Annotated in this window: 22 protein-coding genes and 4 tRNA genes; 7 read left to right on the top strand and 19 right to left on the bottom strand. The window is 32.6% G+C overall.

What is annotated here, in order from left to right:
• Positions 1 to 5 precede the first annotated feature (5 nt).
• A complete protein-coding gene (locus tag M9Q43_RS01015) occupies positions 6 to 1,739 on the bottom strand; it encodes a DUF4270 domain-containing protein (protein ID WP_262317123.1) in 1,734 nt (577 codons plus the stop codon).
• A gap of 16 nt (positions 1,740 to 1,755) precedes the next feature.
• Positions 1,756 to 2,562: a glycogen/starch synthase gene (locus tag M9Q43_RS01020; RefSeq protein ID WP_262317124.1), complete on the bottom strand. Its 807-nt coding sequence runs from the start codon at positions 2,560 to 2,562 to the stop codon at positions 1,756 to 1,758.
• A 107-nt stretch (positions 2,563 to 2,669) separates the two neighbouring features.
• On the opposite strand from M9Q43_RS01020, the gene panC reads away from it, so the two are divergent.
• Genes panC through radA form a run of 5 tightly spaced genes read left to right on the top strand, consistent with a single transcriptional unit; the run spans position 2,670 to position 7,442 of the window.
• Positions 2,670 to 3,518 (top strand): pantoate--beta-alanine ligase, encoded by an 849-nt coding sequence (panC, locus tag M9Q43_RS01025; RefSeq protein WP_262317125.1) that lies wholly within the window; start codon positions 2,670 to 2,672, stop codon positions 3,516 to 3,518.
• A 13-nt stretch (positions 3,519 to 3,531) separates the two neighbouring features.
• Positions 3,532 to 3,882 carry an aspartate 1-decarboxylase gene (gene panD, locus M9Q43_RS01030; RefSeq protein WP_008255780.1) on the top strand — a complete coding sequence of 117 codons (351 nt, stop codon included), beginning with the start codon at positions 3,532 to 3,534 and terminating at the stop codon, positions 3,880 to 3,882.
• Position 3,883: 1 nt separating this feature from the next.
• The gene (locus M9Q43_RS01035; protein ID WP_262317126.1) at positions 3,884 to 4,846 is read left to right on the top strand and encodes a lysylphosphatidylglycerol synthase transmembrane domain-containing protein; all 963 of its coding nucleotides are present in this window, start codon (positions 3,884 to 3,886) and stop codon (positions 4,844 to 4,846) included.
• Positions 4,847 to 4,886: 40 nt separating this feature from the next.
• Positions 4,887 to 6,074, top strand: coding sequence for an alpha/beta hydrolase (locus M9Q43_RS01040; RefSeq protein ID WP_262317127.1), 1,188 nt, complete (start codon positions 4,887 to 4,889; stop codon positions 6,072 to 6,074).
• A 6-nt stretch (positions 6,075 to 6,080) separates the two neighbouring features.
• Positions 6,081 to 7,442 (top strand): DNA repair protein RadA, encoded by a 1,362-nt coding sequence (gene radA, locus M9Q43_RS01045; protein WP_153201170.1) that lies wholly within the window; start codon positions 6,081 to 6,083, stop codon positions 7,440 to 7,442.
• 2 nt (positions 7,443 to 7,444) lie between these two features.
• Here the strand turns inward: radA and M9Q43_RS01050 are convergent, their stop codons facing one another.
• The 7 genes from M9Q43_RS01050 to M9Q43_RS01080 all read right to left on the bottom strand — a co-directional run bounded on the left by M9Q43_RS01050 (position 7,445) and on the right by M9Q43_RS01080 (position 15,717).
• Positions 7,445 to 7,651 (bottom strand): helix-turn-helix domain-containing protein, encoded by a 207-nt coding sequence (locus M9Q43_RS01050; protein ID WP_262317128.1) that lies wholly within the window; start codon positions 7,649 to 7,651, stop codon positions 7,445 to 7,447.
• A 2-nt stretch (positions 7,652 to 7,653) separates the two neighbouring features.
• Entirely contained in the window at positions 7,654 to 8,157 is a 504-nt protein-coding gene (locus tag M9Q43_RS01055; protein WP_262317129.1) for a DUF2975 domain-containing protein, read from the bottom strand.
• A 183-nt stretch (positions 8,158 to 8,340) separates the two neighbouring features.
• Positions 8,341 to 9,123, bottom strand: coding sequence for a hypothetical protein (locus tag M9Q43_RS01060; RefSeq protein WP_262317130.1), 783 nt, complete (start codon positions 9,121 to 9,123; stop codon positions 8,341 to 8,343).
• A gap of 8 nt (positions 9,124 to 9,131) precedes the next feature.
• Entirely contained in the window at positions 9,132 to 9,968 is an 837-nt protein-coding gene (locus M9Q43_RS01065; protein ID WP_262317131.1) for a hypothetical protein, read from the bottom strand.
• 37 nt (positions 9,969 to 10,005) lie between these two features.
• On the bottom strand, positions 10,006 to 13,269 hold the full coding sequence (mfd, locus tag M9Q43_RS01070; RefSeq protein ID WP_408611239.1) for a transcription-repair coupling factor: 3,264 nt from the start codon (positions 13,267 to 13,269) through the stop codon (positions 10,006 to 10,008).
• Positions 13,270 to 13,443: 174 nt separating this feature from the next.
• Complete coding sequence (locus tag M9Q43_RS01075; protein ID WP_262317133.1) at positions 13,444 to 15,105, bottom strand: T9SS sorting signal type C domain-containing protein; 1,662 nt, start codon at positions 15,103 to 15,105, stop codon at positions 13,444 to 13,446.
• 3 nt (positions 15,106 to 15,108) lie between these two features.
• Complete coding sequence (locus M9Q43_RS01080; RefSeq protein ID WP_262317134.1) at positions 15,109 to 15,717, bottom strand: hypothetical protein; 609 nt, start codon at positions 15,715 to 15,717, stop codon at positions 15,109 to 15,111.
• 232 nt (positions 15,718 to 15,949) lie between these two features.
• On the opposite strand from M9Q43_RS01080, the gene M9Q43_RS01085 reads away from it, so the two are divergent.
• Positions 15,950 to 16,906, top strand: a complete 957-nt coding sequence (locus M9Q43_RS01085; RefSeq protein WP_262317135.1) for an NAD-dependent epimerase/dehydratase family protein — start codon at positions 15,950 to 15,952, stop codon at positions 16,904 to 16,906.
• A 49-nt stretch (positions 16,907 to 16,955) separates the two neighbouring features.
• Here M9Q43_RS01085 and M9Q43_RS01090 read toward each other — a convergent pair whose 3' ends face one another.
• From M9Q43_RS01090 to M9Q43_RS01105, 4 genes are all read right to left on the bottom strand, one after another.
• Positions 16,956 to 17,537, bottom strand: coding sequence for a globin family protein (locus M9Q43_RS01090; RefSeq protein WP_262317136.1), 582 nt, complete (start codon positions 17,535 to 17,537; stop codon positions 16,956 to 16,958).
• Positions 17,538 to 17,555: 18 nt separating this feature from the next.
• Positions 17,556 to 17,993 (bottom strand): hypothetical protein, encoded by a 438-nt coding sequence (locus M9Q43_RS01095; protein WP_262317137.1) that lies wholly within the window; start codon positions 17,991 to 17,993, stop codon positions 17,556 to 17,558.
• A 145-nt stretch (positions 17,994 to 18,138) separates the two neighbouring features.
• Positions 18,139 to 18,639, bottom strand: a complete 501-nt coding sequence (locus M9Q43_RS01100) for a nuclear transport factor 2 family protein (protein WP_262317138.1) — start codon at positions 18,637 to 18,639, stop codon at positions 18,139 to 18,141.
• A 1-nt stretch (position 18,640) separates the two neighbouring features.
• A complete protein-coding gene (locus M9Q43_RS01105) occupies positions 18,641 to 19,930 on the bottom strand; it encodes an NAD-dependent succinate-semialdehyde dehydrogenase (RefSeq protein ID WP_262317139.1) in 1,290 nt (429 codons plus the stop codon).
• Between the two features lie 196 nt (positions 19,931 to 20,126).
• On the opposite strand from M9Q43_RS01105, the gene M9Q43_RS01110 reads away from it, so the two are divergent.
• Positions 20,127 to 20,720 (top strand): 2OG-Fe(II) oxygenase, encoded by a 594-nt coding sequence (locus M9Q43_RS01110; protein WP_262317140.1) that lies wholly within the window; start codon positions 20,127 to 20,129, stop codon positions 20,718 to 20,720.
• Between the two features lie 39 nt (positions 20,721 to 20,759).
• Here M9Q43_RS01110 and M9Q43_RS01115 read toward each other — a convergent pair.
• The 6 genes from M9Q43_RS01115 to M9Q43_RS01140 form a co-directional block, all read right to left on the bottom strand.
• Positions 20,760 to 20,833: transfer RNA gene (locus tag M9Q43_RS01115), tRNA-Asn, on the bottom strand.
• 36 nt (positions 20,834 to 20,869) lie between these two features.
• A tRNA-Asn gene (locus M9Q43_RS01120) sits at positions 20,870 to 20,943 on the bottom strand.
• 36 nt (positions 20,944 to 20,979) lie between these two features.
• A tRNA-Asn gene (locus M9Q43_RS01125) sits at positions 20,980 to 21,053 on the bottom strand.
• 36 nt (positions 21,054 to 21,089) lie between these two features.
• A tRNA-Asn gene (locus M9Q43_RS01130) sits at positions 21,090 to 21,162 on the bottom strand.
• A 73-nt stretch (positions 21,163 to 21,235) separates the two neighbouring features.
• Positions 21,236 to 22,819: a site-2 protease family protein gene (locus M9Q43_RS01135; RefSeq protein ID WP_262317141.1), complete on the bottom strand. Its 1,584-nt coding sequence runs from the start codon at positions 22,817 to 22,819 to the stop codon at positions 21,236 to 21,238.
• Between the two features lie 70 nt (positions 22,820 to 22,889).
• Positions 22,890 to 24,815, bottom strand: a complete 1,926-nt coding sequence (locus tag M9Q43_RS01140; RefSeq protein ID WP_262317142.1) for a M1 family aminopeptidase — start codon at positions 24,813 to 24,815, stop codon at positions 22,890 to 22,892.
• Positions 24,816 to 24,912: the final 97 nt, after the last annotated feature.

The raw sequence follows: 24,912 nt of genomic DNA on the forward strand, positions 1-24,912 counted from the left end.
TTATATTAATTATTAGGTTTAGTGAAATAAATTTCAAGTTGTAATTTCATTGGGACAATATTTCCATTTTCATCCTCGTAAGTTGCAGTGCTCAACGGACCATGTAATACTGTTCCTAAAGGATTCATAACAGAAGAAACTGGTACAAATTTTACCACATCAGACCCTATAGTAATAGGATTTGCTGGATTAATAAACGCATTTTCTGGAATATTTATCGACTCTATCACCGTAAGTCCTAATCTTAAATTATCATCATAAGCATCATTTTCATTTTTGATGAGTTGCTTAATATATTCCGTAAGTTTAACTTTATATTTAATTCCTTTTTTATTGCCATTTATATCTTCAACCTTTTCTCTTTGAATAATTCCTCCAAAAGAGCTTTTATTTTTTTTAACATCTGAACTAGTTGAATTATCTGCATAATAATCCAAAATAGGCTTGTTATTAGTTGCATCAAAAATGTAAATTCTTTCAGGCTCTTCTTCTGAATCTACATTCCCCATTGCATCTTCATCTCTATCAATATAAAACGTTAAACTAGCTTCGTTTACAAGCCACTTTTTTGTTAACATTTCGTTTCTTAGAGAGGCTAATTCAGCATCGTTAAAAGCATCTATAAAAACAACAGAGCCATCTCCACCTTTAATATAAAGCCTATCATCTCCATTAACTTCGTCTGAACTTGACAAAGCAGAGCTATATGCTGCACTTTTTGAATGCTCGATAAAATTTACACAATTACTTTTCTTGCTTGAAGTTGTTTTGTAACCCATTTGCAAACTTAGTGTTCTTCTAAGCGCATCACCTCCTCCAATTGAAGATTTGAAAAGTATTTTAAATTCTGCACTTGAAAAATCTAACATTGCAATTGAACCTTGACCTGGATTAATCTCTTCTACTTCAAACAACAAACCTCTAAAATAATCTTTAAAAGTATTATTGTTAAATAAAACACCAGAAGCAGCAGCATCTAATATTTTTTGTTGGAAAAAGCTATTTTTTAAATCCAACCATAATCCTGGTGTTTTTCGCTCCTTAATTACCCTTAATGAAGGATCTGTTTGATTTGTTAAAACAGCTCCTGCAGCATCTACATACAACCCACTTCCATTAGTTTTATATATATAAATTTCTTTGTTACTAACAACAAATTCTTCATTTTGAGAAAGTTTTGAACTGTTATTAAGTAATTCTGTACCTTTATAAGCATCAACTAAACTTTTGTCGTTTGTATAGTATTTTTGAGTAGATTCGAAATCTTCATCAGGATCAAAATCTCTTAAAAAATATCCATTTTCGTATACATGAAGTTTAAACTTTGCGTCTTCAGAATAACCATAAACAGAATCAAGTTCGTAAATTCTTTCCCCAGAATCTGATGTTGACTTTAATGTGCTAAAATATGGGACATACAAATAAACTGAATCTATAACGGGTGAATCACCAATTGTTGGATTGGTATTAGCTAATTCTACTTGACTTACAAAATGCGCTTTGGTAGTTCCAAAATAAGGATTTTCATAAATTCCTAATGCATTAATAGGCAAGTTGTTTGACTGAACTGGACCCGTAGCTTTTGAATAAGCTTTTAAATTTTCAACTGGGTATTTTTCAAGATTAAAATGAGTATCATCTGCTAAATCAGAATCCAATGAATTAAAATCTTTATCACATGAAGTAAATGCGAAAAAAGTTGCTAATAGTAATGTTATTTTTAAAAAAATGCTTTTCATAGTAATGTGACCCTTTTTATAATACGTGATTCTTAATAAACGAAGTATACACTTCTTTAATTGTGTCTTTCGAGGCGAAAGGTAAAAAAGGTTTGTTTGAACTTTCTATATATTTTGTTAAAGTTGGAGAAAGCCCTTCAGAACCAACAACCACAGCATCTGAATGCAAAACAGAAAGCTTCATTAAGTTTTCATACGTTGGCTTTTCAATCACATCAATTGCTTCTTTTGAAATATTATCAAACAATATTTTACTCATTAAATTGGCATCTAATTCACCTTCAAAACCTTGCTCGTAAACCGAAGATATGATTTTTGTTTCTGCAAAAATACCTTCATCTTTATAATAATGCTTCAAATAAACTGGTAATAAAGCTGCCATCCAACCGTGAACATGAATTACATCAGGAACCCAGTTTAATTTTTTTACCGTTTCAACTACTCCTTTAGCAAAGAAAATAGCTCTTTCATCGTTATCTGGATATAAAACACCTTCTTCGTCTGAAAAAGTTGCTTTTCTTTTGAAATATTCGTCATTATCAATAAAATAAACCTGAATTCTCTCTTTCGGAATTGAAGCTACTTTAATAATTAGAGGCATATCCATATCATTGACCACTAAGTTCATTCCTGATAAACGGATAACTTCATGCAATTGATGTCTTCTTTCGTTAATATTACCATATCTAGGCATAAAAATTCGTATTTGACCGCCTAATTCATTAATCATTTTTGGCATTTCATACGATTGCAACGAGACTTCGTTTTCAGCTAAATAGGGCACCACTTCAGATGATACATACAATATCCTCTTGTCTTCCATAATGTATTCTAGTTAATTATTGTTTTAAAAAACCTTGCAAAATTACAAAATTTTATGGATTTATCCACTAAAATAGTAAGTTTGCATCTGAATTAACCATTATAAAAATGCTCATTTTTAATAAAAAGTCTGATTTAAGTGCTTTTTTAAGCCCATTAATTAATCAAAATAAATCTATTGGATTTGTTCCAACTATGGGTGCACTTCATGAAGGACACTTGTCTTTGTTAGAAAAATCACTTGACGAAAACGATATTACAGTGATGAGTATTTTTGTGAATCCAACGCAATTTAACAATGCTGAAGACCTTGAAAAATATCCAAGAACACTTGAAAAAGATGTTGAAAAAATGAGCGTTGTTAGCAATAAAATTATTGTTTATGCACCTTCTGTTTCAGATATTTACGAAGGAAATACAGTTTCACAATCATTTGAATATGACGGTTTAGAACATCAAATGGAAGGAATGCATCGCCCTGGACATTTTGATGGTGTGGGAACAATTGTTAAACGACTGTTCGAAATAATTCAACCCAACAAAGCATATTTTGGTGAAAAAGACTTTCAACAACTACAAATTGTAAAAAAATTAGTCTCAAAACACAAGTTGCCTGTTCAAATTATAGGTTGTGCAATTTTTAGAGAAAAAAGTGGTTTGGCAATGAGTTCTCGAAATGAAAGGCTTTCGCCAGAAGCTCGAAAAAAAGCTGCACTCATTTTTGAAATTTTAACCAAAGCGAAAGAAATTTTTCAAACAGAAACGATTAAAGAAACGATTAAATTTGTAGAAAAATCGTTTAAAAAACATCCTGAATTTGAATTAGAATATTTTGAAATTGCCGATGAAGAAACGCTTTTATCCGCAGAAACAAAAGATGTAACCAAAAAATACCGCGGATTCATTGCTGTTTTTATTGAGAAAATTAGATTAATTGATAATATTTCACTAAATTAATTACCTTTGCATCATGCAAATTCAAGTAGTAAAATCAAAAATTCATAGAGTAACTGTAACAGGTGCCGATTTGAATTACATAGGAAGTATAACCATTGACGAAGCGTTAATGGAAGCTTCTAACATTATCGAAGGCGAAAAAGTACAAATCGTTAACATCAACAATGGAGAACGATTAGAAACGTATGCCATCAAAGGACCAAGAAATACTGGCGAAATCACATTAAACGGACCCGCTGCTCGAAAAGTACACAGAGGTGATATCGTTATTATTATTTCGTATGGAATTATGGACTTTGAAGAAGCAAAAAAATTCAAACCTACATTAGTTTTCCCTAACGAAAAAGACAACTCCTTAACGTAGTTTGAAAACGCCATTCCGTAAATTTTTAAGCTTAATTATTCCATTACTTATTGGAATAGGTATTATTTATTATCAATTTACGACATTAACTCCTGAAGAATTAGAAAAAATTAAAGTTAGCTTTTTAAAAGCAAATTACTTTTATATTTTTCTATCACTTTTTATTGCTTTATTTGGTTATTGGTCAAGAGCTTATCGTTGGAAATTTGCTTTACAGCATTTAGGTTATCAAACTAAATTTCATAATGATTTAATGACTGTTTGTGTTTCATATTTAGTTAACTTAACCATTCCACGTTCAGGTGAAATATCCAGAGCTGCTTTATTAAAAAAATACGAAAATGTACCTTTTGACAAAGCATTTGGAACCATAGTTGCCGAACGAATAGTCGACATGTTAATAGTTCTTCTTTTTATTACAGTTGGTTTCATCTCTCAATTTGATAAAATCTATACTTTTTTAATAGATAAAGGCGTGAAGTTTGAAACCTTAATTTGGTCTACTTTAGCTGGATTTGTTCTATTTATCATTTTTATTTTAGTATGGATTTACGCCGAATGGAACATCATTTTAAAGTTAAAACAAAAACTTTCTGGGTTAATAGAAGGTATGCAAAGTATCTTAAAAATGAAAGATAAATGGAATTACATTTTTCATTCATTTTTCATTTGGTTTTCTTACTTAATGATGTTTTACGTCACCATCTTTGCAATGCCTGAAACTGCAGATATAAGTTTTGACATAGTTGTAATGGGATTTATTTTCGGAACCCTTGCTGTAGGGTTTACAAATGGAGGACTAGGAGCTTTCCCTTTAGCAATTGCCATGATTTATTCTCTTTACGGAATACCCAACGATGTTGGTGTTGCATTTGGCTGGCTAGTTTGGACTTCTCAAACACTTTTAACAATTTTTCTTGGTTTATTATCTTATTTACTTTTACCTATATTAAATAAGAAATAAATTAGTAAATTGCTACTCTATTTAACCAAACTATTTTCTTATGAAAAAAATTTTCTTGCTAATTTTGTTAGCAACTACAAGTCTTTTTGCACAACGAATCCCTGAATCGATTGAGACAAAAAAAATAGGCACAAGAACTTTTACCGTTGTTACGCCACCTTCATACGAATCGAGTCCTGAAAAAAAATATTCAACTTTAGTTTTATTAGATGGTGAATATTTGTTAGATCCTTTTGAAGGAATTTTAAAATATGGTAGTTATTGGGACGATTTACCAGAAATGATTATCATCGCAATTAATCAAAATAATGGAGAAACGCGTTTTAAAGATAGCGAATTTGACGAAGCAGGATTCCCGTCTGGTCCAGGAGCAAATTTCTTTGAATTCGTTGGACAAGAATTATATCCTTACGTTGAAGCAAAATATAGAACATTACCTTTTAGAATCGTTGCTGGTCATGACACCACTGCTGGATTTTTAAATTTTTATTTATATAAAGACAATCCAGTTTTTAACGCCTACATTTCGTTAGCTCCTGAAATGGCTCCGGCAATGGAAAGTAGAGTTGCTGAACGTTTAGCAAAAATCACAAAACCTGTATTTTATTATCAAGCTACAGGCGAAAGTGATTTGCCAGAAATCAACGAAAAAGCAGCTGAATTAGATGCAAATATTAAAGCGATTCCAAATGCAAATTTCAAATATCTTAACGATTCTTTTAAAGGAGCTTCACATTATTCGCTAGTGGCAAAAGCGATTCCAAACGCATTATATTTCATTTTTGATGGTTATCAACCTATTTCAATGGTAGAATTTAAAGACAAAATTTTAAAATTAGAATCGGGTTATGCTGATTATCTAATTAAAAAATATGACGAATTAAATTCAAAATTAGGTTTACAAATCAAACCAAGATTATCAGACTTTAAAGCTATTGAAGCGGCAATTATGAAAAATAAAGCCTATGAAGATTTTCAAATATTGTCTAAATATGCCGAAAAACATTACCCAAAAACAATCTTAGGAACATACCATCAAGCAATGTACTATGAAAAAACTGGTAACTTTAAAAAAGCACTAAAAGAATACCAAAGAGCTTACACACAAGAAGAAATTAGAGAATTAACCAAAGATTATATGCTGAATAAAGCAGAGGCTTTAAAAGGAAAAGAAGACAAACCTATTGAAGATGCTCCAGCGGAAACTCCTGCAGAAAAAACAGAATAAAACAAAATGAGTAAAGTAAAAACGGCTTTCTTTTGCCAAAATTGTGGTACCCAATATTCAAAATGGCAAGGACAATGTAACGCTTGTAAAGAATGGAATACCATTGTAGAAGAATTGGTTCAAAAAGAAGAAAAAGTAGCTTGGAAAACCACAAGTGCTACTTCAAAAGCCGCCACCAAACCTTTACTGATTAAAGAAATAGATACCGCACAAGAAATCCGATTGAACACAACAGATAACGAGTTGAATCGGGTTTTGGGTGGCGGACTAGTTCCAGGTTCCTTAACGTTGTTAGGTGGCGAACCAGGGATTGGAAAAAGTACGTTGCTCTTGCAGATTGCTTTAAAATTACCTTACAAAACGCTTTATGTTTCGGGAGAAGAAAGCCAAAAACAGATTAAAATGCGTGCCGAACGTATTACCTCAACTGGTGATAATTGCTACATTTTAACCGAAACCAAAACCCAAAATATCTTCCGTCAAATTTTAGAAATTGAACCCGATATTGTCATTATCGATTCAATTCAAACTTTACATACCGATTATATAGAATCGTCTGCGGGAAGTATTTCTCAAATTAGAGAATGCACGGCAGAGTTGATTAAATATGCGAAAGAATCCAATGTGCCTGTTTTATTAATTGGACACATTACGAAAGACGGCACCATTGCCGGGCCCAAGATTTTGGAACACATGGTCGATACCGTTTTACAATTTGAAGGCGATAGAAATCACGTTTATAGAATTTTACGTTCGTTGAAAAACCGATTTGGTTCTACTGCCGAATTAGGTATTTACGAAATGCAAGGTTCGGGTTTACGTGAAGTCGACAATCCATCTGAGATTTTGATTTCTCACAAAGACGAGCAACTTTCTGGAACTGCAATTGCCACTACTTTAGAAGGCATGCGCCCGTTGATGTTGGAAATTCAGGCTTTAGTTAGCACAGCAGTTTACGGAACACCGCAACGAAGCACCACAGGTTACAACGCCAAACGCTTGAACATGATTTTAGCCGTTTTAGAAAAACGTGCTGGCTTTAGATTAGGAACAAAAGATGTTTTCTTAAACGTAACAGGAGGAATTTCAGTAGAAGATACAGCCATTGATTTAGCCGTTGTTGCCGCCATTTTATCCTCAAACGAAGACATTGCCATTGCAGAAGGTTTTTGCTTCGCAGGAGAAGTAGGGCTTTCAGGAGAAATTAGACCGGTTAACCGCATTGAACAACGCATTCAAGAAGCAGAAAAATTAGGATTTACCACTATTTTTGTTTCTAAACACAATAAAATTTCCTTAAAAAATACGGGAATCAAAATTGTTTTAGTAGCGAAAATTGAAGATGTGGTAAGTGAGTTGTTTGGGTAAAATCACTTTTTAATATATTCCAAAATATCCGCTGGTTGACAATCTAAAATTTCACAAATTGACTCTAACGTAGTTAGTCGAATTGCCTTTGCTTTCCCTGTTTTTATAATGGATAGATTAGCGGTTGTAATGCCAAGTTTTTCAGCTAATTCTGCCGAACGCATTTTTCTTTTGGCTAACATGACATCTAAATTGATAATAATAGGCATAATTAAAATGTTAAATCGTTTTCTTCTTTCAAGTGTTTTGCAATGACAAAAACCTCACTCAATACTAAGAAAAACAAACCTAATGAAAATAGTAAAACAAAAGGATTCAATCCTAAACTCAATGAAATATTATTATTCAATAGTTCTGAAATGAAATTAGGAATTCCTCCTAAAAATGCAGATAAAATGATTACAAATCCTATTCTTTTTAAAAGCATAACAATTTCCGAATCGAAAATAACCCTCAATTGAAACAAACGCAATAGTTTTCGAAAAAGAAACAAACCATAAATAATTAGTGACACCGAAATAATCAAGAACACAAAAATTAACTTTGATTTAAAATCGACCACTTCTAAAGTTGTACCGTTAATTTCTATCGGAATATCAAGAGGTTCATTACTAAAAAGCACCATTCCAACAAAAAACAATAAAAATGGAATCGTAATCAACATGGTAATCCAAACAAAATCAACAATTCCTTTTAAAAAATTTAATTTTCTCATCTCTTTGCTTTTTAAAGTTCGAGACAAATATATAAAAATTATTGTTTTACAATAATAAAATATTAAATTTTGATAATTTTTTAATTTGTGAAGTTAAAATAAATAGACCTGACAGGTTTCAAAAACCTGTCAGGTCTAAAATTGCGCTATCGATGTGGTGAGATGTATGAAAATAGGAACCTTTTAATTTACTCTAACAATTTTTGAATCAAAATCAGCAACCAAATATACTCTATCAAATTTAGATGGTAATTTATAATCTTCATTTTCATTTAACTCGTAAGACGCAGAAGAAAGTGAACCAATAAATAACACTAACCAATATTCAGATATTTCTTTCTCATCTTTTTTATATAAAAAAATTTTATTTTCCTTTTTATTTATTTCTTTTTCTAAACGTTCTTTTGTCAAATAATCACTTTGCCATTTTTTTTCATCATAAGAAAAACTGATTTTAGAATGGATTGTTGTTTTAACATTTTTAATATAAAAAGGTTTTTCTATAAAAAGTCCATTTTTAACTGAATTTACATAACGAGCAATTTCAACTGCTATCTTTTTCTTTTCGATTTGTTTATAGACTATATTGTCATCTTCAACTGAAATAATAGCATGTACTTTATCATTAGGAAACATTGATTTGTATACTTCTTCTGAATATTCAATTATAGAATTAACCCTATTAAAATTTCCTGCATTTTCAGAAAATATTCTAGTATGCTCTAATCCTACTAATTTTGAATCATATTTAATTATAAAATCAGGTCTTGGTGGGCTCGGTTTTTCAATAATAGATATTTGACAATTAAGATTATAAATAAACTTTCCTATTTGACAAACTTCTAAAATTTCTTTTTTTTCTAAAGTATAATTTTGAAGAATCGGATTAATGATATCTCCTAAATTTTTACTCTCTTTTTTAGCATCTTCAACTAATTTTTTTATACTTTCAAGACTAATTTTCATAAAATTACTCATTCTTGCTCATCCAAAATTTTAAGTAAAGCATCAGACATAATTACCTTATTTGGAACAGTAATTGTCTTAAAAGTACCATCCATATATTGAATCTTAATATTTGTTATTTTAGCTGTTTCTACAATATCTGTATACCAAACATATTCATAAGTGTAAGAACCTGATTCATTTGGTTCAATAGGACCAATTGATTTCACTGTAATATTTTTCAACCCTTTAACTCTATCTATTACTGGGTCTTTAACAGCATTATAACCAACAAAAGTAGTCCAAATATATTTTATTGTCTTTTTTGTAGGGTTAATGAACTCTATTTCCACTCCAGTACCATCAGTATATCCACTTTCATCAAGAACATCCCACTTTTTAATTATTAAACCTTGCTGAGATGAATATTTTATAAATTCATCAAATTTCTTTAGTTTTTCTAATCTTTGAATATCAGCCAATTTAGAAGAATTTTCTCTGAAACTATTCTTTTCAATCTCTGTAAAATCATTAATTATTCCATAAAAATCTTTTTCACATATTAAAAAATCAACTTCAATGAACAAATATTTTTCGTTAAATTTTACTTCGTAAAATTTAGAAGATTGATTGTTTTTTTCTGAAACACATTCTTTTATTCCTGTAATTATTAAAACCTCTCCTTGTTTGATTTCATTCAAGTATTTAAGACTACAATTATAGGAATCAATCGTTTCTCCAAGATACTTATCATTGCTTAATAATCCCAAAGCAACAAATTGCTTATCTTCTTTTGTTGCTTGACAAAAAACTAATTGATTTAAAAAAAATACTATAATTAAATAAAACTTAATAGATGTACTCATAATAACTTGATTATTTAATTTATAAATATAACAAAATTTAAATCCCTTCCAACAACTCCAACGCCTTATTCACTGATTTCACATTATCAAAAGTCAGCAATAAGCGTAAGCCGTTTTTGGTTTCTTTTTCTTTTATTTTACAAACATTGCCGTTGCGTTGCGCAAATTGTAGTACGTTCATAAAACGGTTACTTTGGTAGAAATCACTTTGTTGGTCGCCAATGAAATAACCCACCATTTTGCCTTGTTTCATCATCAAACGTTCTATTCCCATCGCGGTGGCTTTCCATTTGATGCGTACGCTATTTAGTAAGGCAATGGCTGGTTTTGGTAACGCACCAAAGCGGTCAATTAATTTTTGTTCGTATTGTTGTAGCGTGACTTCGTCTTTAATTTGGCTCAACTCATTATATAAATTCAAACGTTCGGTGATGTTGTTGATGTACTCATCTGGGAACAGCAATTCGAAATCGGTATCAATTTGAATGTCTTTGACAAATTCTTTGGTTTCGATGTCGTTTTCTTCTTGGTATAACTCTTTGAATTCATTTTCTTTCAACTCGTCAATGGCTTCATTCATGATTTTTTGGTAAGTATCAAAGCCTATTTCGTTGATAAAACCACTTTGTTCACCACCTAATAAATCACCCGCACCACGAATTTCCAAATCCTTCATCGCAATATTGAAACCGCTTCCTAATTCGCTAAATTGTTCCAAAGCAGTAATACGCTTTTGCGCTTCACCCGTCATCATCGAATACGGCGGCGTAATGAAATAACAAAACGCTTTTTTATTACTTCTTCCCACACGACCACGCATTTGGTGCAAATCAGACAATCCGAAATTATTGGCGTTATTGATGAAAATCGTATTCGCATTCGGAACATCTAAACCACTTTCGATAATGGTGGTAGCTACCAAAACGTCAAATTCACCTTCCATGAAAGCCAACATCAATTCTTCCAATTTTTTTCCATCCATTTGACCGTGACCGATGCCGACTTTTGCTCCTGGCACCAAGCGCTGAATCATTCCAGCTACTTCTTTAATATTTTCAATTCGGTTATTGATGAAAAACACTTGCCCACCACGCTGAATTTCATACGAAATTGCATCACGAATGGCTTCTTCGTTAAAACGAATCACGTGCGTTTCAATTGGATAACGATTTGGTGGAGGCGTTGTAATTACAGATAAATCGCGCGCTGCCATCAATGAAAATTGCAACGTTCTCGGAATCGGAGTTGCGGTTAAGGTCAACGTATCTACATTAGTCGCAATGGTTTTCAATTTATCTTTTACGTTGACTCCGAACTTTTGTTCTTCATCAATAATCAACAAACCTAAATCTTTAAATACCACATTTTTATTTACCAATTGATGTGTTCCAATCAAAATATCGACTTTTCCTTCTTGTAATTTTTGAAGTGTTTCCGCTTTTTGTTTCGCTGTTCTAAATCGGTTCAAATAACTCACGGTAACTGGCATATCTTTCAAACGTTCCGAAAATGTTCGGTAATGTTGATACGCCAAAATAGTCGTTGGCACTAAAACTGCGACTTGTTTTCCGTTGTCTACCGCTTTAAAAGCCGCACGAATCGCAACTTCTGTCTTTCCGAAACCAACGTCACCACAGACTAATCGGTCCATTGGACGTTCGCTTTCCATATCGGCTTTTACATCGGCTGTTGCGGTAACTTGGTCTGGTGTATCTTCGTAAATGAACGAACTTTCTAATTCTTTTTGCAAATAACTATCGGGTGCAAACTGAAAACCTTTGTCTAATCTTCTCTTCGCATACAACTGAATTAGGTTGAATGCAATATGTTTTACACGCGCTTTTGTTTTTTGTTTTAGGGTTTTCCAGGCGTTGCTTCCTAATTTATAAATCTTTGGAGGCGCGCCATCTTTCCCATTATATTTTGAGATTTTGTGTAGCGAATGAATGCTCACATACACAATATCGTTATCGGCATAAACCAATTTTATGGCTTCTTGCGTTTTGCCTTCGACCTGGATTTTCTGCAAGCCACCAAATTTTCCAATACCATGATCAATGTGAGTTACATAATCACCCACCGACAACGAAGTCAATTCTTTTAGCGTAATGGTTTGCTTTTTCGAATAGCCATTTTTGATGGAAAACTTATGGTAACGCTCAAAAATTTGATGGTCGGTATAACATGCAATTTGATTTTCTTCATCGATAAAACCTTCAAACAAAGGCAACACCATGGTTTTATATTGCTTGCGAATACTTTCGTGATTGGCTTCATCAATATCTTCAAAAATATCATGAAAACGACTCGCCTGATTTTCATTCGAACAACACAAATAATTTTTGTAACCGTTGAAATGATTCTCGCTCAAATTGTTCAACAACAAATCGAATTGTTTATTGAACGAAGGCTGTGGCTGAATATGAAATTCGACTTTTTTATCGGTTTTAAAAACAGGGTTTGTCTGCAACTCAATAACTGAAAAATCCAGTGCACGTTTTAAAAATTGCTTTTGATTTAAGAATAATTCTTCTGGCGGTGCATGTTGAATATCCTTAGATAATTTTTCGAAAGCTTCATTGGCTTTATCGAATAATTTATCCAATTGTTGTCCTAATAATTCTGTATTTTGAATCACTAAAACCGTTTTCTCGTTGATATAATCCAAAAAACTTTCGCGGTTTTCTTGCAGTAATTTATTTTCGACATTTGGAATGATTGAAATCTTTTTCAGTTTTTCAATCGATAATTGTGTTTCAACATCAAAACTTCTGATGCTGTCGATTTCGTTTCCAAAAAATTCAATTCGGTATGGATTATCATTGGAAAAGGAAAATACGTCGATGATTCCACCACGAACGGAAAATTCGCCTGGTTCAGTCACAAAATCAACACGTTTGAAATTGTATTCGAATAAGGTTTCGTTGATAAAATCGATAGAAAGTTTGTCTTCCACCGATAGTTTCAACGTATTTTTCTCTAATTCTTTTCGGGTAACCACTTTTTCGAAAATGGCTTCGGCATAGGAAACAATAATTGCTGGTTTTTTACGTGAATTAATTCGGTTTAAAACCTCAGCACGTAAAAGAACATTAGCGTTGTCGGTTTCTTCAATTTGGTAAGGTCTTCGGTACGAACTTGGGTAAAAAAGTACGTCTTCGGTATTGATTAGTTGTTCTAAATCGTTCAAATAATACGCCGCTTCTTCTTTATTACTGAATAAAATCAGGAACGGAAGTTCGGATTTTTTAAACAACGAATTTGCCACAAAAGACAACGACGAGCCAACCAAACCAGTCATTTGAGACTTTTGGCGCGCTGGGAATGTACTTTCTAAAACGGCAATCTTTGGTGACTTATCGTAAATGGATATAATGTCGGACTTGCTCAAAATGAATTTTTTAATTGACTACAAAAATAAAAAAACCACTACGTTTTCAATAGAAAAGTAGTGGTTATATTAGGGAAACGATTGTTAAAAAATGAATTTCTTAGCAACTGTAACGTTATTTTCTAATGTTGTTTTAATAATTAGTGCTTGATTGTTTTGTGTTAATTCAGAAAGAACAATTTCTGAAGTGTTTATTTTATCTTTTGAAAAGACAATTCTTCCAAGCATATCATAAACCATTACACTTGCAATATTTGATTTTGTTGAAACGATTTTTGGTTGATTATTCTCTTTAAAAACATATACTGAATTTTCAATTCCGGCAAAATCATCATTTGACAACAATAAGTTTTTGTAATGTAAAACAAATCTATCTTCAAAAACACCCATATTACTTGAAAAAGTATATGGACTTACTTTTAAATCATGAAATGTATTTGTCACTTTATCTTCAATAAACACATCTTTGTCATTAAAGAAGACGCCTAATTCAGATATCGAAATATCAAAACTTGTTACTGCATTTATTGTCGATTTAAATCCAAAGACAACTTGATCGTCAATATTCCATGGCAACTCTCTTGCTTGGATTGCCAAAGCATGTCCTGGTATTATTGAATAAAAACTTACGAAAACACCGTCAATTTGTTCGCCATCAATTCCAACATCATATCCATTTGTTGCACTAGATAAATATTGGACTACTTGCTGTTTAAATGCGCCTCCAGAATTTGATAAATCTAATCTCAATAAATTATCATCTTCTTCATCAAATGTATCACTAGGAGAACTTGATCTAAAAAATCTTCCATTATTCCCTGCCTGTCTCATAGCATTAGTAAAAGTTACTGTTCCTGTTGAAGAAGATCGTGCAAAAAATCCCTGCCCTGATGCCATGTATCGATTTGGAACTACACCTCCAGAACTTGCTGCTGTTCCAGCTGTTCTTGTTCTAACTGCATAATCATTAGCAGTAAACACGTTAGATGCAATTGCTGTATTATGTGTCCAATAATATAGTGTATTTATAGATGAGTTGTCTATTAAATCACGAGTATCTAAAGCGGACGGATATGGGTTTCCTAATAAATTATAATTCCCTAAAACAGGATCCCAAGCTACCACATTTTGAGTATAATCACCATTATTTGGAACACCTTCAAATACCCCATTAAAAACCTGTGCAATTGCTCCATAACCTTGTGGTGCTCTAACTGCATAACCTTTACCTATTTGCATCGTATTTGTTGGGCTTTCCAAAACCCAACTATTAGTTGCCGCATTAAAGGAATAAAACTTATCACTTAATGTTAGTGGTGAAAAGATATTCAAAACTTGCCCTACAACTGGAGAAGACCAATAAGTATAATCGTATTGAATCATTGGTTCTGCATTTCTTCTATACTCAATATTTCCAATGTTTACTGCTGATGGATTGTTTTGTACTAATGAACAATTATTTCTAATAATAAATTTTCCAGTCCCTAATACCTGTATATCATTTTCAACTGTAATTGTTGAAGATGATTGGATACTTAATGTTGCTCCAGACTGAACAATTATACTTTTCGCTTCTGTATTTACAGTAATAGCACATGTCCCTGATGCTATAATAGCATCAACTGTAATTGTTGGCACACCATTATCCCAAGATGAACCTGTCCATGTAGTTGTTTGACTTGTTCCAAAGTTAACAAAGGATAGTAATAAAGCTATAATTATTTTTTGTGTTAATTGCATTCTCATTTATTAATCTTTTAATTTTTCTTTTCTTTCTAATTCGTCAAAATCTATTTTCTTAGCATTTCTTGTAGTGTCCAATGCTTGCAACATTAATTCTTCACCTATTTCTTTTGGAATTGCTTTTTTAATGACAATTTCATTCCATTGATTATACAAACCGCTGATTTCTTCATTGATTTCGGGAATCAATTTGGCAACTTTTTGCTGCGGAATAACTTCTAAATTCATAAATGTTTCCAATGATTTCAATTTGGTATTTAACGTTGTAATTCGACTCAGAATTTGAGGTTTATTATATTCCAAAGGAATAGAAATCACTAAAGTATCTGCTTTTGAAGACACGTTTTTAATCTTCATTTTAAAAGCCGATAAAGTAGATTTTGGCTTTTGCGAAAGCTCAATTTCAAATTGTCTCCATTCATTCCAACCGTTCAAAATTGATTTAACTTCTGGTCTTGCATTTGGAAAATTAAATTGCCACATTTTAGAAATATTCTTAAAAACAGCTTCGTTTTTTTTAGCTATTTTCTGTGCCTCTAATTGTTGTTGTGAATCGTTTTCACAGGCCATTAAACCTAAAGCTAAAACCAATATAGTTGCTATAAAACCTTTCATTTTTATAATTTAAAGAGCAAAGGTACAAATGTTTATAAAATTTAAGTGATAATCTAATAATATCTTAACATTAGTTTGATATGCAATTAGTTGCTGTTTTAATAATTCTCATTTTAAGCAGAATTTATTATTAAATACGAATCAAAACAAAGGTTTTACTAAAAATATTACAAAAAAAGCTGTTTTCGATTCGTACGAAATCGTTATATTTGTTTCTTCTATAATCTATCAAATGGACACGAAAATTTTAATAATTGGTGCTTGTGGTCAAATAGGTACCGAACTTACCGCTAAACTTAGAGCTACTTATGGCGTTAATAATGTAATCGCTTCTGATATTCGAAAACTAAATAACGATGTGGTTAACAACGGAATTTTTGAAGTTGTTAATGCTTTAGATTACAATCAAATTGAACATCTAATTGAACAATATCAAATCACAGATGTGTATTTAATGGCGGCTTTACTTTCGGCTACAGCTGAAAAAAATCCAGCTTTTGCATGGGATTTGAATATGAATTCGTTGTTTCATGTATTAAACTTAGCTAAAGCTGGAAAAATTAAGAAAATTTTCTGGCCGTCTAGTATTGCGGTTTTTGGACCTACAACACCAAGACATAATACACCTCAATATACCATTATGGAACCTTCTACGGTTTATGGAATTTCGAAACAAACTGGTGAAAGATGGTGTGAATATTACAACAAACAATATGGTGTTGATGTAAGAAGTATTCGTTATCCAGGTTTAATTAGTTGGAGTACCGAAGCTGGTGGCGGAACTACAGATTATGCCGTAGACATATACCACAAAGCAATTACTGATGGAAAGTTTACAAGTTTTTTATCAGAAAATACTGAACTACCAATGATGTATATGGATGATGCCATAAAAGCGACTATTGGAATTATGCAAGCTCCATCTGAAAAAATTAAAATTCGTTCATCTTATAATTTAGCAGCAATGAGTTTTACTCCGAAACAAATTGGTGAAGAGATTCAAAAACATTATACAAATTTTGAATTGAGTTACGAACCTGACTTTCGCCAAAAAATTGCTGATAGTTGGCCAGCAAGTATTGATGATACTTCGGCAAGAGAAGATTGGAGTTGGAAAAATGATTTCGGTATAGAAAACATGACTGTTGATATGTTCAAAAATTTAAAAGAACACATTTATAATAAATAGAAAAACGCTCCATATAATGGAGCGTTTTTCATTAAAACAAAAAACAAACTTACTCCTGAACTATAGGAGCTCTCAACGATTCTAATACTGCTACAACTTCTCCTATTAATTCTGGATCAGTAACGCCGTTTAAACCAGCGGCTGCTCCTACATAACCAATAAACTTGTCGTAATCAGCATTATTAGATTTTTTACCCATACGTGGATTTTGTGCAGGATCGTGTGCTGCAACCATACCTAAACCACTATATGTATTAGTTGCTCCTCCACCTGTATTAGCAGAAAAGAAATCTGTAAGGTTTTTACTTAAAATTGCAACATTTGTAGTGTTTCCGCTTAACGCTTCCGAAAGAACTGGTGCAAAATGTAGTCCTAAATTTCCTTCTTCACCTGCTAAAACATCAGAAACAATTAATGTAATTGTTGAATCTACAACCGAACGATAGCTTAAACGACCTTGTTCAATCATTTGACTAGGATTATTTGGGTCAGCAACCATTGTTGTTCCACCTAATTTTGCATACAAAGATGCTGGTTCAGCAGCTTTATCATCGTCGTCGTTACATGATGTTACAAACGCTCCTGATGCAATAAATAAAGCCACAAAGGCTAATTTTGAAAAATTTTTCATAGTAATAGTATTTGGAAATTAATTAAAAATTCGTTGAATTCCTCTTGAAAATTTATAACTGAAACTATCTTCAGTCATGACCGGACAAGCGGTTTTGTTTTCTAATCCTTTTGGAAGTATATATCGTTCAGCTTTATAATCTCCTAAAGCTACTAACTGATTGTATATTTCTTCCGAATTGGCAATTTTAATATCATGAAAATAAACTAAAACACCTGTTTCTATATTTAATCTGTCTGTTTTAACTCCTGGAATTTTTTTCAAATTTCTATGAATCTCTTTTGCTTTTAGCGAATCAATTGGCTCTTTGAAATCTATTCGACTAATTTGAAGCGATGCGTTATCTATGACCAGTGGTTTTGCAGTAGCAATATGGACTACTAAAACCAAAAAAAGCAGCACAAATATTCCGAGAATACTTCCTACTATAATTTTGACTTTTTTATTAATTTTCATTTTTTGAGATTTTTTGTTTAGTTGCATTTACGAGAAGTAAATCGCCTTGGTTTTCTTAAAATGAAAAAAAAGTAAATTTTAACATTTGGGCATAAAAAAACCCAAGACAAATTATCTTGGGTTTTAATATTATTTCTGTTTATTCCTATTTCTTCTCGGAAAGAATTTTGTCTTCTAATGCTGATTTTATTTTTACTACTTCATCCATGTTGTCATTTGGAACGGTCATTGAAAGCACATAATGCTTAATTTTCCATTGTCCGTTTTCTTGAACCAAAACCCCTGAACCACGACAAATTTTCATTTGCGTACTCAATAATTCATCAAACCATACTGTTTTTCCGTTTTCACTAAAGTAGATATTACGTTCAATAGCTTTAAAATTCCATGCTTTTCCTTTATCAAAATACGGTTTTGCAAAAGCTTGAAATTGTTTTTTGTTCCAATTTTCAGTGGCATCTGTGCCAATATAAATAGATTCATCTGACATGGCTTCAAAATAGGCTTCGTAATTTGCAACCGCAGCCGCTTTATGCCAGTTGTCTAAAATGGTAGTGATGTTTTGTTTTTCTGATTGTAGTTTCTCTTCGCATGGTTTGCAGGAGAAAACGAGTGTTACTAAAAGTAGGATGGTTAGTTTTTTCATTTTAAAAAGTATTAATTATTATAGTTTTCACATTCACAAATTCTTTAATGCCGTCTTCTGCTAATTCTCTTCCGTAACCTGATTTTTTGATACCTCCAAAAGGTAATCTTGGGTCGGATTTTACCATATCATTGATAAAAACAGCACCTTCGTTAAAAGCTGAAATCTTGGTTTTGATAAAATCAATGTCTTGAGTAAAGATAGAAACTCCCAAACCAAATTCCGATTGATTACTTAATTTAATTGCTTCTTCAATAGTTTTGAAAGTTATGATGGCAGCCACAGGTCCGAACGTTTCTTCTTTGAAAACAGGCATTTCTGTTGTTACGTTTGTTAAAATTGTTGGTTCATAGAAAGCGTCTTTTCCGTTTCCTCCTACAATTAACTTAGCTCCCATTTGAATTGATTTTTGAACTTGAAGCTCTAACTCTTCTGCCAAATCAACTCTCGCAAGCGAACCGATTTGTGTTTCTTTATCTAACGGATTTCCAGTTTTTAAATTTTGAATAGCAACTTTGAATTTTGCCACAAACTCATCAACAATCTTTTCATGAACTAAAAAGCGTTTCGCTGCGATACAACTTTGACCTGCATTTTGCATTCGTGCTTTAACGGCTGTTGCTACTGCTTTTTCTAAATTGGCATCTTCTAAAACGATGAAGGCATTGCTTCCGCCTAGTTCTAATACGCATTTTTTTAAATGTTTTCCAGCTTCGGTGGCAACTGCGATTCCGGCTTGTTCGCTACCTGTTAAGGAAACGGCTTTAATAATTGGATTAGCGATAACTTTGGCTACTTCGCTACTTGGAATTGGTAAATCTTGATAACAGCCTCTTGGAAAACTTGCTTTTTCAAATATTTCTTGAATTAATTGGGCTGATTTAGGAACATTGCTTGCGTGTTTTACTACAACTGTATTTCCTGCAATTAGTGTTGGAACAGCAAATCGGAAAACTTGCCAAAACGGAAAATTCCATGGCATTACACCTAAAATTACACCTAAAGGTTCGTAGGTGACAAAACTTTCTGAAGCATCGGTTTTTATGTTTTTTGTGGCTAAAAAGGTTTCGGCATTTTCGTAATAGTAATTACACAAAAGGGCACATTTTTCAACCTCAGCAATGGCTTGCGAAATGGGTTTGTGCATTTCGGTGGTGATGCAAGTTGCATATTTCTCTTTGTTTTCTAAAAGTAATTGAGCTAATTGAGGCAAAAAAGAAATTCGATTTTGAATACTTAAATTACGCCAAGAAAGCTGTGTGTTTTCTGAAACTTTTAAAAGATTTTGCATGCTGAAAGGTTTTTGTAAAAATACTAATTTTAATTGAAAACGAGGTTCGCGTTAGGGATGGAAGAGGAAATCCTTTATTTGTAAAATTGCCAAATTTTATAAATAAAGATTGCAACGTACAGCCCGCCCCTTGTGGGAACGCCCAAATTAAAAAAGGAAATGATATCTTTGTACGATATTTTACAACGTAAATAAAATGGAAGATTGTTTTGAAACCTTAATTTCGAGTTATTTGGATTCGAAAGTAGGCATTGTAGAACATTTTGTATCGGAAGAATTAGCGCAACATTTGGTAAAGAGATTGTTTGAATTGAAAGAACAAAATTTATTGAAAGCCGCTGGAATAGGAAATGCCGCAAAATTAACTCAAAATTCGGCGATACGAAGCGATGCAATTTATTGGTTAGACCGAGCGAATAATAATGAATATGAAAATGCATTTTTAGATCAAGTAGATGCTTTTGTGGCGTATTTGAACCGCAGTTGTTATACTGGAATTACGGGTTATGAATTTCATTTTGCGTTGTTTGATAAAGGCAGTTTTTACCGAAAACATTTAGATCAATTTCAAGATAATTCAAGCCGACAGTTTTCGATGATTACCTATTTGAACGAAAATTGGCAACCTGAAGATGGTGGTGAATTATGTATTTATGATGGCGATGTTACTCAAAAAGTAGCTCCAACGAATAGAAAAACGGTTTTTTTTAAGAGTAATGAATTGGTTCATGAAGTTTTGGAAACTAATAAACCTCGATTGAGCGTTACGGGTTGGTTGAGAAGAGATTAAAATAAAAAAACCGATACAAATTGTATCGGTTTTTTGTCGCTCCCCCTCTTGGGCTCGAACCAAGGACCCTCTGATTAACAGTCAGATGCTCTAACCTACTGAGCTAAGGAGGAATCACCTCAAAGGTTTATATTGTGCTTAAAAGTTTGCTCCCCCTCTTGGGCTCGAACCAAGGACCCTCTGATTAACAGTCAGATGCTCTAACCAACTGAGCTAAGGAGGAATCACCTCAAAGGTTTATATTGTGCTTAAAAGTTTGCTCCCCCTCTTGGGCTCGAACCAAGGACCCTCTGATTAACAGTCTGTTGCTCTAACCAACTGAGCTAAGGAGGAATCACCTCATAGGTTTATATTGTGCTTAAAAGTTTGCTCTCCCTCTTGGGCTCGAACCAAGGACCCTCTGATTAACAGTCAGATGCTCTAACCAACTGAGCTAAGGAGGAAGTTGTATATCTTTTAAGCGAGTGCAAATATAAACTGATTTTTTGTTATCGCAAATTATTTTATTGAAAAAATTACAAAAGTTTATCTACTACTAATTGATAAATATCTTTTCCGAAAGTTAAAGCCATTAACGTCAATAAGATAATCATTCCAAAGGTTTGAACATAACCCGCAGCTTTGTCTGATAATTTCTTACCTGTTATCATTTCAACGATTGTAAATAAAGCGTGCCCGCCATCTAATCCTGGGATTGGTAACAAGTTCATAAAAGCCAATCCGATTGAGAATAAGGCGGTAAAATTCCATATAAATTCCCAATCCCAAGTGTCTGGCAAACGACGTGCAATTCCAATAGGACTTTGAACATGCTTATAAGCTTCTGTTTTTGGTCGTAAAATTAATTTGAATTGTTTCACGTTGTAAACTAATAATGCCCAAGATTCTTTTACAGCTGCAGGAACTGCTTGACTTATTGTCAAATCATTAACCTTAGTATACATTACCTCAGCCGTTTTATCATTAAAACCTATTCCTAAGGTGCCTTTTTTGGAAACCGTAGCAATAATAGTCTTTGTAGCATCTTCTCTAATTATTTCAATACTAACTTTTTCGCCTTTTCTAGTGCTTACAAATTGTTTAAAGTCTTTTACATTATTTATTGGTAAATTATTTACCCCTTTTATAATGTCCCCGAATTCAATTCCAGCTTTTTCAGCTGCAGAATTTTCTTCAATTTGATTTACAACAGCATTTTTAAATTGATAGTTTGGAGCAATAAAAAAAGAACTATTTAACCCTATTTTCCCTTCACTATCAACCTTTACAGAAACTATTAATTCTTTGTTTTCTCTTTTTACTATTACATCAACAGATTTATTTTTATTGTTTTTCAACTCATCGGTAAACTGATCGAAATACTGAAACTTTTTGTCACCAATTCCTACAAACTCATCAAATCTTTTAAAAACAGAATTAACCCCAACAGAATCAATAAAAGCATCAGAAATAGTTCTTCTTGCAGCTATAAATCCTTTCCCTTCTTTACTGATAATTTCACCCTTCATTTCGTCGGTTAAAATCACATCAACTTTATCGCCATTACGTTCTACCTCAACTTTATCGCCTAATAAAACATCTAATGTCATTCGGTTAAAACTTGGCTGGTGTTTTCCGTCTACTGAAAGAATTTTATCTCCATTTCTAAATCCTGCTTTCTGTCCTACTTCGCCAAAAGCCAATCCGTTTTCTTGAATTTTTGCTGTTGAAATGAATTTTTGCCCAACAGTTGAATACATAATTGTAAAAATCAACCAAGCCAAAATTATATTCACAATTATTCCACCTAACATAATAATTAAACGCTGCCAGGCTGGTTTTGAACGGAATTCCCAAGGTTGAGCTTCTGCGTTCATTTGTTCAGTGTCCATACTTTCATCAATCATTCCAGAAAGTTTTACATAACCTCCTAATGGCAACCAACCAATTCCCCATTCAGTTTCACCGATTTTCTTTTTAACTAAAGAAAAACCAGCATCCATAAACAAATAAAATTTCTCTACACGTACCTTAAACATCTTGGCTGTAATGTAGTGACCAAACTCGTGAAGAATTACTAAAACGGATAATATGAATAATATTTGAGCTACTTGAATCATTTTAATGCTTTTATTTAAACGACAAAAGTAAGGTTTTCACCTTACTTTACATCATATTTTTATAGTTGGACTATTTTTTTATAAAATTTTTATGAATTACACCTTCCGAAGTAGTGATTTTAATCAGATGCAATCCTGCAGATAATTCGGCTACAGAAAAATCATTAGCGTCTTTTGTATCTACTAATTGCCCTAACGTATTATAAATTTCAACTTTTTCTAATTGAATCGTTGTTGGCATCATAATATGCAAAACATCATTTGCTGGATTTGGGTAAATCGTAATGGTTTGCTCTAGATCGAAAGACTCGTTTGCCAAAGTAGCCACATTATTTTTCGAAATAATGTGTTTGTTCGGATCAAAAGTCACTCCAGTAACTACAAAAGGAACCGGAACTATAAATTCTTGTCCGTTTGAAGTATGACTTACAACCACATCATGCGTTAATCCACCAGCACCAGACAATCTGATTTCTAAAGGCATTTCAAAAAAAGAAACACTTGCATTTGACTGTGATTGGTTAACAGTAATTTTTGCTTGACCTGCTCCCCAATTTTGTGCATTAACCGTATAAGTTGGATAGCCTTGTAGGTAAACCCAGTCGTTAAAAAACTCTGTTAAACTACTTCCGTGCACAGCTTCTAATTGCGATTTTAGATCTGTAGTAACAGCATAGCCAAACGCTAAATTAGGAGCGTTCAAATAATTTTGAAGTGCTTGAAAAAAATTCGCATCACCCATAACCCAGCGCAACATATGTGTCACCATAGACCCTTTGTTATAAGATAATCTTGAACTAAAAATTCTGTTTACATCCTCGGCTTCGGTGTCGGTTAAATAAACTGCTCCTCCTGTTTGTGAGGTAATACTTGATATTTTACTGTTTTTCCATGAAACAAATGCTGCATCTCCATCTAACTCTTCAACTACAATTCCGGCTGTATATTCTGTTAAGCCTTCATTCAACCAGATATCTTTCCAAGTCCCGCAGGTAACTTTATTTCCAAACCATTGGTGTCCTAATTCATGTGCGATTAAACTTCTGCTCCACCCTCCCATTGACGACATTGTAGTGTGCTCCATTCCTCCACCCCAACTAAATTGAACATGGCCATATTGCTCACTTCTGTATGGATATGGTCCAAATTTTTCTTCAAACACATTCATTATTGGCACTGTTTGATTAATTGCATTTTGAACCGTTACAGTATTGCTTTCTGGATATAAATAGTTGTTTATTGGAAAAAACGGACTCGCAACAGTACCTAAACCAGCCTGAATATTATAGGTGGCATAATTAGTAACATTTAATGAAATTAAATAAGCCGGAATAGGATAATTGTGATGAAAATGCCTTGTTACATTTCCACTAGAAGTTGTTGAACTTTGTAATAAACCATTTGATACACCAATATAAGCATCAGGACATGTTATATAAATATCAACACTATCAATTTTATCATTTAAATCTTGTTTGCATGGCCACCAATCTCTAGCTCCAAAAGGCTCTGAAAGTGTAAAAATTACTGGAGTCCCACTATGAGTTGTTTGTGTAAATGCAGCTTCAGCATCTGATGGAACACCTGAATAGTTAATTACAACTGTAGCTGAATTTCCAGCATTTAATAATGATGGTAACGTTATTACCAATTCATTTGATGTGTTTTGAACAAAAGCTAATGGGCTTCCACCTAATGTCACAGTACTCACAGTCAATTCGTTTGTTAAATCAAAAACAACAGAATTCATTGGAGATAATGCCGTAAAAGTAGAAGTTACTTGACCCGAAATAAAATCAACCGCTGGATTGACTGTAAAACGCAATTCATGATAAGTTAAGTCATAATTCAAAGTATTTGGATTTACAGCAAAGGCTTGTAAAGAGGAAGCCGATTTCATTTCAGCTTCAACCATTTGTTCAAAATCAATCTCTTCGGTTTGGGCAAAACCAAAAATTCCTGAAATAAGAATTAGACAAAAAGTAATTTTTTTCATTTTCATGTAGGTTTTAAATTCTGGGCATAATTTTGTTAAAAGAAAAATTATTTCTTAGTAACAATAAATTTGTTTTTAAATAAAAATTTAGCGAATA

This window comes from Flavobacterium odoriferum (assembly GCF_025499515.1).
Lineage (GTDB): Bacteria > Bacteroidota > Bacteroidia > Flavobacteriales > Flavobacteriaceae > Flavobacterium > Flavobacterium odoriferum.

Excerpts from the sequence above, each read along its gene's own strand:
- M9Q43_RS01015 (WP_262317123.1), bottom strand. The coding sequence starts at position 1,739 with ATGAAAAGCATTTTTTTAAAAATAACATTACTATTAGCAACTTTTTTC.
- M9Q43_RS01020 (WP_262317124.1), bottom strand. The coding sequence starts at position 2,562 with ATGGAAGACAAGAGGATATTGTATGTATCATCTGAAGTGGTGCCCTAT.
- panC (WP_262317125.1), top strand. The coding sequence starts at position 2,670 with ATGCTCATTTTTAATAAAAAGTCTGATTTAAGTGCTTTTTTAAGCCCA.
- panD (WP_008255780.1), top strand. The coding sequence starts at position 3,532 with ATGCAAATTCAAGTAGTAAAATCAAAAATTCATAGAGTAACTGTAACA.
- M9Q43_RS01040 (WP_262317127.1), top strand. The coding sequence starts at position 4,887 with ATGAAAAAAATTTTCTTGCTAATTTTGTTAGCAACTACAAGTCTTTTT.
- radA (WP_153201170.1), top strand. The coding sequence starts at position 6,081 with ATGAGTAAAGTAAAAACGGCTTTCTTTTGCCAAAATTGTGGTACCCAA.
- M9Q43_RS01050 (WP_262317128.1), bottom strand. The coding sequence starts at position 7,651 with ATGCCTATTATTATCAATTTAGATGTCATGTTAGCCAAAAGAAAAATG.
- M9Q43_RS01055 (WP_262317129.1), bottom strand. The coding sequence starts at position 8,157 with ATGAGAAAATTAAATTTTTTAAAAGGAATTGTTGATTTTGTTTGGATT.
- M9Q43_RS01060 (WP_262317130.1), bottom strand. The coding sequence starts at position 9,123 with ATGAAAATTAGTCTTGAAAGTATAAAAAAATTAGTTGAAGATGCTAAA.
- M9Q43_RS01065 (WP_262317131.1), bottom strand. The coding sequence starts at position 9,968 with ATGAGTACATCTATTAAGTTTTATTTAATTATAGTATTTTTTTTAAAT.
- mfd (WP_408611239.1), bottom strand. The coding sequence starts at position 13,269 with ATGACTGGTTTGGTTGGCTCGTCGTTGTCTTTTGTGGCAAATTCGTTG.
- M9Q43_RS01075 (WP_262317133.1), bottom strand. The coding sequence starts at position 15,105 with ATGAGAATGCAATTAACACAAAAAATAATTATAGCTTTATTACTATCC.
- M9Q43_RS01080 (WP_262317134.1), bottom strand. The coding sequence starts at position 15,717 with ATGAAAGGTTTTATAGCAACTATATTGGTTTTAGCTTTAGGTTTAATG.
- M9Q43_RS01085 (WP_262317135.1), top strand. The coding sequence starts at position 15,950 with ATGGACACGAAAATTTTAATAATTGGTGCTTGTGGTCAAATAGGTACC.
- M9Q43_RS01090 (WP_262317136.1), bottom strand. The coding sequence starts at position 17,537 with ATGAAAAATTTTTCAAAATTAGCCTTTGTGGCTTTATTTATTGCATCA.
- M9Q43_RS01095 (WP_262317137.1), bottom strand. The coding sequence starts at position 17,993 with ATGAAAATTAATAAAAAAGTCAAAATTATAGTAGGAAGTATTCTCGGA.
- M9Q43_RS01100 (WP_262317138.1), bottom strand. The coding sequence starts at position 18,639 with ATGAAAAAACTAACCATCCTACTTTTAGTAACACTCGTTTTCTCCTGC.
- M9Q43_RS01105 (WP_262317139.1), bottom strand. The coding sequence starts at position 19,930 with ATGCAAAATCTTTTAAAAGTTTCAGAAAACACACAGCTTTCTTGGCGT.
- M9Q43_RS01110 (WP_262317140.1), top strand. The coding sequence starts at position 20,127 with ATGGAAGATTGTTTTGAAACCTTAATTTCGAGTTATTTGGATTCGAAA.
- M9Q43_RS01135 (WP_262317141.1), bottom strand. The coding sequence starts at position 22,819 with ATGATTCAAGTAGCTCAAATATTATTCATATTATCCGTTTTAGTAATT.
- M9Q43_RS01140 (WP_262317142.1), bottom strand. The coding sequence starts at position 24,815 with ATGAAAAAAATTACTTTTTGTCTAATTCTTATTTCAGGAATTTTTGGT.